Origin of the sequence: Nevskia sp., from assembly GCF_023266035.1 — a bacterium.
GTDB lineage: Bacteria > Pseudomonadota > Gammaproteobacteria > Nevskiales > Nevskiaceae > Nevskia.
The window spans coordinates 19,950-27,211 of sequence record NZ_JAHFRY010000044.1 but is presented as its reverse complement, the minus strand read 5'-3'; the positions used below and the strand labels follow the sequence as shown (position 1 = coordinate 27,211).

Annotated in this window: 7 protein-coding genes; 5 read left to right on the top strand and 2 right to left on the bottom strand. The window is 64.8% G+C overall.

What is annotated here, in order from left to right:
* From Q0D45_RS08815 to hemN, 5 genes are all read left to right on the top strand, one after another.
* Positions 1-253: hypothetical protein (locus Q0D45_RS08815; protein WP_293391427.1), on the top strand; the 253-nt coding region annotated here is incomplete at its 5' end.
* A gap of 4 nt (positions 254-257) precedes the next feature.
* Positions 258-2,483, top strand: coding sequence for a cation-translocating P-type ATPase (locus Q0D45_RS08810; protein ID WP_293391424.1), 2,226 nt, complete (start codon positions 258-260; stop codon positions 2,481-2,483).
* Positions 2,484-2,487: 4 nt separating this feature from the next.
* Positions 2,488-2,628: a cbb3-type cytochrome oxidase assembly protein CcoS gene (gene ccoS, locus Q0D45_RS08805; RefSeq protein WP_293391422.1), complete on the top strand. Its 141-nt coding sequence runs from the start codon at positions 2,488-2,490 to the stop codon at positions 2,626-2,628.
* A gap of 126 nt (positions 2,629-2,754) precedes the next feature.
* Positions 2,755-3,546 carry a sulfite exporter TauE/SafE family protein gene (locus Q0D45_RS08800; RefSeq protein WP_366946392.1) on the top strand — a complete coding sequence of 264 codons (792 nt, stop codon included), beginning with the start codon at positions 2,755-2,757 and terminating at the stop codon, positions 3,544-3,546.
* Positions 3,543-4,967, top strand: a complete 1,425-nt coding sequence (gene hemN, locus Q0D45_RS08795) for an oxygen-independent coproporphyrinogen III oxidase (RefSeq protein WP_293391416.1) — start codon at positions 3,543-3,545, stop codon at positions 4,965-4,967. The genes Q0D45_RS08800 and hemN overlap by 4 nt, the downstream gene beginning before the upstream one ends.
* Before the next feature lie 58 nt (positions 4,968-5,025).
* On the opposite strand, the gene Q0D45_RS08790 is transcribed toward hemN, so the two are convergent.
* Together Q0D45_RS08790 and Q0D45_RS08785 are read right to left on the bottom strand one after the other, a co-directional pair.
* Complete coding sequence (locus Q0D45_RS08790) at positions 5,026-5,820, bottom strand: helix-turn-helix domain-containing protein (protein WP_293391385.1); 795 nt, start codon at positions 5,818-5,820, stop codon at positions 5,026-5,028.
* A gap of 273 nt (positions 5,821-6,093) precedes the next feature.
* Positions 6,094-7,197, bottom strand: a complete 1,104-nt coding sequence (locus Q0D45_RS08785) for a fatty acid desaturase (protein WP_293391383.1) — start codon at positions 7,195-7,197, stop codon at positions 6,094-6,096.
* Positions 7,198-7,262: the final 65 nt, after the last annotated feature.

Genomic DNA, 7,262 nt, shown 5'->3' with positions numbered 1-7,262 from the left:
TGATTTTCGAAATCCGGCGCGACGACGATCCCTCGATCAGTGCTCGCCGCAGCGCCCGATTCCTGACTGGAGATCAACGATGAACAAAACTGCCCTCTTACCCGATAAAAGCGTGATGTCGCTGGAACTGGTGGTGACCATCGGACTGCCGTTTCTGTCGATCGTGATCGGCAGCATCTTCGCCTTCGTCGCCTACGCGAGCGGCTTCACCGAAATCGCCCCGAAACCGGCGGCCATCGCGGTACAGCGTTGAGCGCATGAACGAAAGCCGCGACTGGACCGTCTATGACCGCCCGGACCTCAGGGCCGGCTTCGGCACGACGGTCGGCAGCAGTTGCGAAGTGATGCTGGCGCTGGACGGCATGCACTGCGCCGCCTGTGCCAGCCGAGCGACGAAGCAGCTCAGTGGCCAAGCCTCGGACATCCACATCAATGTCGCGGCCAGGACCGCCCGCTTTCGCTTCGATCCGCGGACCACGCGGCTCTCCGCGCTGCTCGCCGCCCTCGATGGCGCCGGGCTCGATCCGCGCATCCTCGCCTCGGAGAACTCGGCCGAGCGTGACAAGAAGGCTCGCAGGATGGCCTTCGCCCGTATTGGAGTCGCGACCATCTGCGCGATGCAGGTGATGATGCTGGCCTGGCCAACCTATTTCGTCGCCGACATCGATGCCGGCACCAAGGCCCTGTTGCGTGGCGCGCAGCTGGTTCTGTCCATCCCGGGCGTGCTTTGGGCAGGCTGGCCGTTCTTCGCCAATGCCTGGCGGGCGATCCGCAGCCGTCGACTGGACATGGACGTGCCGGTCGCGCTGGCGCTGTCCACTGCATTCGCCGCGTCGACCGTTCGCGTGCTGCTCGGCAGCGGCGAACTCTATTTCGATACCGCGACGATGTTCGTCTGGTTCCTGACCGTAGGTCGCTATCTCGAAGGCCGCAGCAGAGCGCGCGCCAGCGAGCGCCTGCGCTTGCTGGCCGGCCGCAGAGCGCTGACCGCGCAACGGCGAATCAACGGCCAGGTCGAAACCATTCCAATCGGCCAGCTGACGCTCGGCGATGTGGCCGTAGTCGCGCCCGGCGACACGGTGCCGGCCGACGGCACGCTGCTTGAACGGGCGGCGGAACTTGACGAAGCCCTGCTCAGTGGCGAATCGCGACCGCAGTTGCGTCAGCCCGGCCAGACCTTACTCGCCGGCACCCTCAATCTGGGCAGCGCGCCGCTTCTGCTGAAAGTCGAACGTCTGGGTGCGAACACCGTGCTGGCTCAGATCACGCAATTGCTTGATCACGGCGAGACCCGCAAGCCGAAACTGCAGCAGTTTGCCGACCGGATCGCCGGTCACTTCATCGCCGCGGTGCTGGCGCTCGCCGCGATCGGTGCCGCGTTGGCGCTGTTTCGTGGCGCCAGCGGTGACGTCGCCTTTGGCATCGCTTTGGCGGTGCTGGTTGCCAGCTGTCCCTGCGCCTTGTCGTTGGCGGTGCCGGTGGCACTGGCGGCTGCGACGTCGCGCCTCGCCCGCGGCGGCGTACTGGTTGCCAATGCCAGCGCCCTGCAGCCGCTGGCGACGATCGATCATGTGCTGTTCGACAAGACCGGCACGCTGACCGACAACCGCATGCAGCTGATCCAGATCCTGCCGCTGGCTGGCGGCGACAGCGCCACGCTGGTGAGAATCGCCGCGGCACTGGAACGCGGCAGCCGCCATCCGCTTGCCTCTGCTTTCGCGGATATCGCCACGCCCTTGCAGGCCGGGCAGCTGACCCATGTTGCTGGCTCCGGTATCTCGGGGATCATCGCCGGCCAGCGCTACCGGCTCGGCGCCCTGGATGCGGCACCGGTGCCGGTGGGTCTGCCGCCCGGCTTCGCCAGCCCGGCCGATGCTACGGTCATCGCACTCAGCGATGACCAGCAGCCCCTGGCCTTGTTCGTGATCGGTGCCCGGCTGCGCGCGGAGGCGACAGCCGTCGCCGCCGAACTGCGTCGTCGCGGTCTGCGCCTCGAGTTGCTCAGTGGCGATGCCGAGGACGCAGTGCACGCTGTCGCCCAGGCGGTGGGGATAGACGACTGGCGTGCGCGCCAGACGCCGGCAGCGAAGCTCGCGCGCCTGCAGGCCCTGCGCGCGGACGGTCATCGCCTGCTCGCCGTCGGTGATGGTCTCAATGACGCGCCGTTGCTGGCCGCTGCCGACGTCTCCGCCTGCATGCCGCAGGGGGCCGCGCTGACCCAGAGCAAGGCCGATCTGCTGCTGCTCGGCGATACCCTGAGCTTGCTGCCGCTGACGCTGGACGTCGCGCGGGCGACGCAGGCGCGCATCCGCGAAAACCTGTGGTGGGCGCTCGGCTACAACCTGCTGGTGCTGCCGCTGGCAATGAGCGGCACGCTGCCACCCTGGCTGGCCGCAGCCGGCATGTCGGCTTCTTCGTTGCTGGTGGTCGGCAATGCGCTGCGTCTGGAGCGATTGCCGTCGCCGCCATCCCTCGCGAGCTGAAGCCATGCCCAGCCTCTACCTGCTGATCCCGATCGGACTCGGCGTCGTCTTCCTCGCGATCGCCGTGTTTCTGTGGGCGACGGCCAGCGGTCAGTTCGACGAACTCGATGAGCAGGCGGTTCGCCTGCCGGACGACGAACGCTGAAGCAAGCGTGCCGGTGCTTTGATCGGCGTCAAAGCACGCTGCGGCGGTGACATCGAAACTTGCTTCATCCAGCACGGATACCGCCCACGGAACTGTCATGCACCCTGTCGAATCAGCTGCCGCCAGATGGGTCAGCCGCCACAAGGAACTGGGACAAGCGACCGACTGCGCTCCCTGCGCTCGCGCGGCCGTCTGAAGCCCATGCTCTGGCTACCAGGCTCGGTGCTTGGCCCCCCGGGAATGTTGCTCGCGGGGGCAGCCGCAAGCGTGCATTGCAGTGCGATGTGTGGCGCCCTCAGTGCACACCATGCACGTGCGGCCGGCACGGTGCCGCTCGCCACCGCCATCGGCTGGGTTCACGGCGGTCGCGTGCTGGGCTATGCCGCCATGGGTGGCCTGGCGGGCTTCATGGGGCAGGCGATCCTCCGCCACCTGCCGGGCGCTGTTGCCGGGCTGATGCTGCAAGCAGCGGCAGCACTTGCGCTGGTGATCATCGGGCTCCGTCTGCTGCTGCGTTCAGCTGCGCCCACAGGCTGCTGTCCCAGCCGCGTTTTGACAGCGAACGCTGGCCTGAGCACACGCCCGCTGTTGCTGCTGCGTGGTGCCTTGTGGGCGGCCGTACCCTGCGGCCTGCTGTACTCGGTGCTGCTGCTGTCGGCGCTGTCGGGCAATGGCATCGATGGTGCACTGGCTGCGGGTGCCTTCGCGCTGGGCGGCTCGCCGCTGCTTGCCGCGATTGGCTGGCACGCGGCTCGCGGCGGCAGCGGCACAGGTCCACGACGTGGGCGCGGCTGGTGGTTGCTGGCAGTCGGCCTGACCGGACTGGCCGCAACCGCATCGCTCCCCAGCGCCTTCCCCGAAAGCCTCTGCAAGGCTGGGCAGAACGCTGTTTCGATCCTGCCGGCCACACGATCATGACGCCTGTCCATAAGCTTGGAACTGCGCCATCACCGGCACTGGTGCGAAAGTACGACGGCAACGGCCCGCGCTACACCTCCTACCCCACCGCGCTGCAGTTCGACCCGGCATTCGGGCCAGGCGAGCACCGCAAAGCTGCGCAGCGGAGCTCCGTAACGACTACCGACGCGGCGTTGTCGCTCTACCTTCATATCCCTTTCTGCGACGCCCCCTGCTTCTACTGCGGCTGCACGAAAATCGTCACGCGTCAGCACGGCGAAGGCGATGAGTACGTCAATCTGCTCGGGCTCGAACTCGGCTTGCAGGCCGGCCTGTTTCCAGCGCGCAGAACGGTCGAACAGCTGCACTTCGGAGGAGGCACGCCGACCTGGCTCTCGATGGACCAGCTTGGTCGGCTGTTCAAGCATCTGCACCAGCACTTCAGGCTGAGCAGAGAGGAGCAGCGCGAATTCTCGATCGAAATCGATCCGCGCACGGTCACGCCGGACAGCATCGAGCAACTGGCCAGGCTCGGCTTCAACCGAGCGAGTTTCGGCATCCAGGATTTCGACCCGGCCGTGCAGAAGGCGGTGAATCGCAGGCAGAGCGTCGCGCAGGTGGCGCTACTCATCGAAGCCGCCCGGCGCCATGGTTTCCGGTCCTTGTCCGTCGATCTGATCTATGGCCTGCCGAAACAGACCCCGACCAGCGTCCGTGAAACCCTTGATCAAGTCATCAGGCTGCGGCCTGACCGAATCTCGGCTTACTCCTATGCGCACGTACCGCAACGCTTCAAGGCGCAGAACCGGATCAGGCTCGAAGACCTGCCGAACGCCGCACAGAAGCTTGAACTGTTTCAGCTCACCATCGAGCGCATGCTTGCGGCCGGTTACCTCTACATCGGCATGGACCATTTCGCCCTGCCCTCCGATGAGCTCGCGTGTGCGCTGAGCGATGGAACACTGCAGCGCAACTTTCAGGGCTATTCGACGCGCGGAGGGCTGGATCTGCTCGGCATCGGCATGAGTTCGATCAGCCGACTCGGCGACAGCTACAGCCAGAACGCCCGCACCATGAAAGACTATCGGGCGGCCCTGGTTTCAGGTCGATTGCCGATCGATCGCGGCCTGTTCCTGTCGACCGAGGATTGCCTCAGACGCGATGTGATCGCAGCACTCATGTGCCAGGGACATGTCGATATTTCAGCCCTTGAAGATCGCTACGGAATCGATTTCCATCATCACTTCGAGCTTGAACTCGAGCAGCTGGAGCATCATTCCGAAGACGGCCTTGTACGCTTGCATGAGAAATGCATCGAGGTCACCGAGACCGGGCGCTGCCTGTTGCGCGCCCTCGCGATGCCGTTCGATGCAAGCCTGCGTGAGTCTGCCGCACGATCGACCAAATCCGCTTACACCTCCCGCTATGCGCGGTTGGTATGAGAGCCAACTCCTGCCAGAACGCCGCGCCCAAATGCCCGGCTGGCGGCCAGGAAACGGCTCAAGCAACGGCTGCGAGATTCTGCCGCTCGAGCCTGCGGAAGGCCGGTGCTGATGTTTCAGTGGTCGCAGCATGCGGCGTGATCCCGATGGCGTCCGCCATTTCGCGGAGTGCCACTTCGTCGAGCAGACGGACGCTGTGATTGCCCATACTGATCCAGCCGCGCTTTTCGAAGCGCTTCAGGTAACGGCAGACTGTTTCATTAGCCAGCCGCAAGTAATTGCCGACGTCCCGCTGGGCCATCGGAAAGCGGACGACGTGGACAGCGCCCGTGCGCTCGCGCAGGAACAGGAGAAAGGCGGCCAGTCGCTGTTCGGCCGGATAGTTGCCGGAGATCGCCAGTGACATGGCAAGTTCCTGGCTCATCTGCCGCATGACCCGTATCGAGATGGCCGGCACATTCGACATCAGGCTCTGCAGGTCCACCATCGGCGCGACACAGACTTGTGACGGGACCACCGCGACGGCAGTCGACAGGTGCCGACCATCGCCGATTGCATCAAGCCCGATCAGATCGCCGGGAAAGTGGAAACCGCGAATCCGCTCGTTGCCTTCTGCGTCGACGGTAAAAGTCTTGAGGCAGCCCCCCCGCACCGAGTACAGGGCGCGCTGGCCGTCGCCCGCGCGAAACAAGGCGCCATCACCCGGCATCAGCGCTTGGCGCGGCGCCAGCATCTCGCTCCAGGCTCTGGCCTGAGCGTCGTTGCCGCGATGCACGAGGCAGCTCTGCACCGGGCAGACCAGGCAGTCGATCGTCAACGAGGCCGTTGCAAGTTTGGCAGGCATGATGGTCATCGGCAGTTGAGATACGTCAGATTGCCGAGTGGAAGCCAGGCCCGCCATTCGCAGTTCCCGAGACCGGAATGCGGCAAGTACGTATCTCGATTCTTGGAATCGTCAGGGAGTCGAACAATCCCCTAGGTCGTCGACGGAAAGCCTCAACTCGCCTTCCCACGGCGCGGGAGACGACTGCTCGCGATGCATCTCGTTCTGGACGTTCGAGCTGAGCCCTGTGGCAACTCCGGGGCGGCAAGTCCGGCATCACGCCACAAGGCGATGAGGAGAGCCTCAAGACCCCCTGTTCGCCGGGCCGCTCGTCGGCCGGCCGCGGAAATCGGTCCACCGTTGCGCGCGGAAATCGTAGAGCTTGGTGCGCCGAGCGGTATCGAAGTACCAGCGCCAGGAAAAGTCCTGCACCACGATCCTGCCGGGAAGCAGGCGTTCCAGCAGGGCTTGTGCCGGTCGCAGGCCATATAGCGGGATCCCCATGTCGACGTGATGCGCGGTGTGCTCGGTGATGTGATGCAGGAGGGCGCCGATATCCAGGCCGAACCACCGGCGAAATTTCAGATGCACTGTTGTCGAGACGAAGGGTTGTGCACGCGACCAAGCTGCTTTCTCCGCGTGCCACGCAACGTCGGTGTGCGTGTGATGGACGTAGACGACAAAGCCGATCATCGCGTTCCAGAACATGAAAGGCACGATAAAGCCGACCCCGACGAGCAGCAGCACCGACTGCCCCGTACTTCGGGCGGCAACTGCCAGCGCGGTGATCCAGACCAGGGCTGCAGCGGAAACCAGCAAGCAGTCCCAGCGAAAGATCGAGCGTCGGGCCGGCAGACGCTCGCGGCGCGGAAAGTACATCCGCAGCCACCATACCTCGACCAGATAATAGAGTCCGGGGGCCCAGCCGCTGCGGTACACACGCTCCAGCACGCGCCGCCAGGCCGGCAGAGCCTGGTACTCCTTGAAGCTCAGCGGCTGCCAAACGAAGTCGAATCCCTTCAGGCCGGTATAGCCGTGATGAACGACGTTGTGGCCGGTCTCCCACAAGCTGTATGGCGTAAGTGAGGGCAGGAACACCACGCGACCGATCCAGGCGTTGAGTTTCCGATGCTCGGTGAAGCTCTGATGGCAGGCGTCGTGTCCCAGAATGAACAAGCGGCCGATCAGGAAGCCACCAGCCAGTCCGAACAGGATCTTTATCTGGACTGACTGTATCCAGACCGTCGCGACGATCGCGCTCGCAAACAGCAGCAAGTCTTGTGCGACGAGCAGCAGCGCATAGGCCGTGCGGCGGCGCGAGAACGGCAGCAGCCAGGAACGAATGAGCTTGCGATGCGGCAGAGGCCCATCGGCAGGAAGGGGCGTGGGGAGAAGGATCGGTTCCAAGAAAGTCTCTCGGGTTCGCATAGGTATGGACCTGCCGGATGAGAAAGCTCGAGTGGAGCCAGGCA

What these genes read in the sequence shown, in the direction of transcription:
- Q0D45_RS08810 (WP_293391424.1), top strand. Translation starts at nt 258, where the DNA reads ATGAACGAAAGCCGCGACTGGACCGTCTATGACCGCCCGGACCTCAGG.
- ccoS (WP_293391422.1), top strand. Translation starts at nt 2,488, where the DNA reads ATGCCCAGCCTCTACCTGCTGATCCCGATCGGACTCGGCGTCGTCTTC.
- Q0D45_RS08800 (WP_366946392.1), top strand. Translation starts at nt 2,755, where the DNA reads ATGGGTCAGCCGCCACAAGGAACTGGGACAAGCGACCGACTGCGCTCC.
- hemN (WP_293391416.1), top strand. Translation starts at nt 3,543, where the DNA reads ATGACGCCTGTCCATAAGCTTGGAACTGCGCCATCACCGGCACTGGTG.
- Q0D45_RS08790 (WP_293391385.1), bottom strand. Translation starts at nt 5,820, where the DNA reads ATGACCATCATGCCTGCCAAACTTGCAACGGCCTCGTTGACGATCGAC.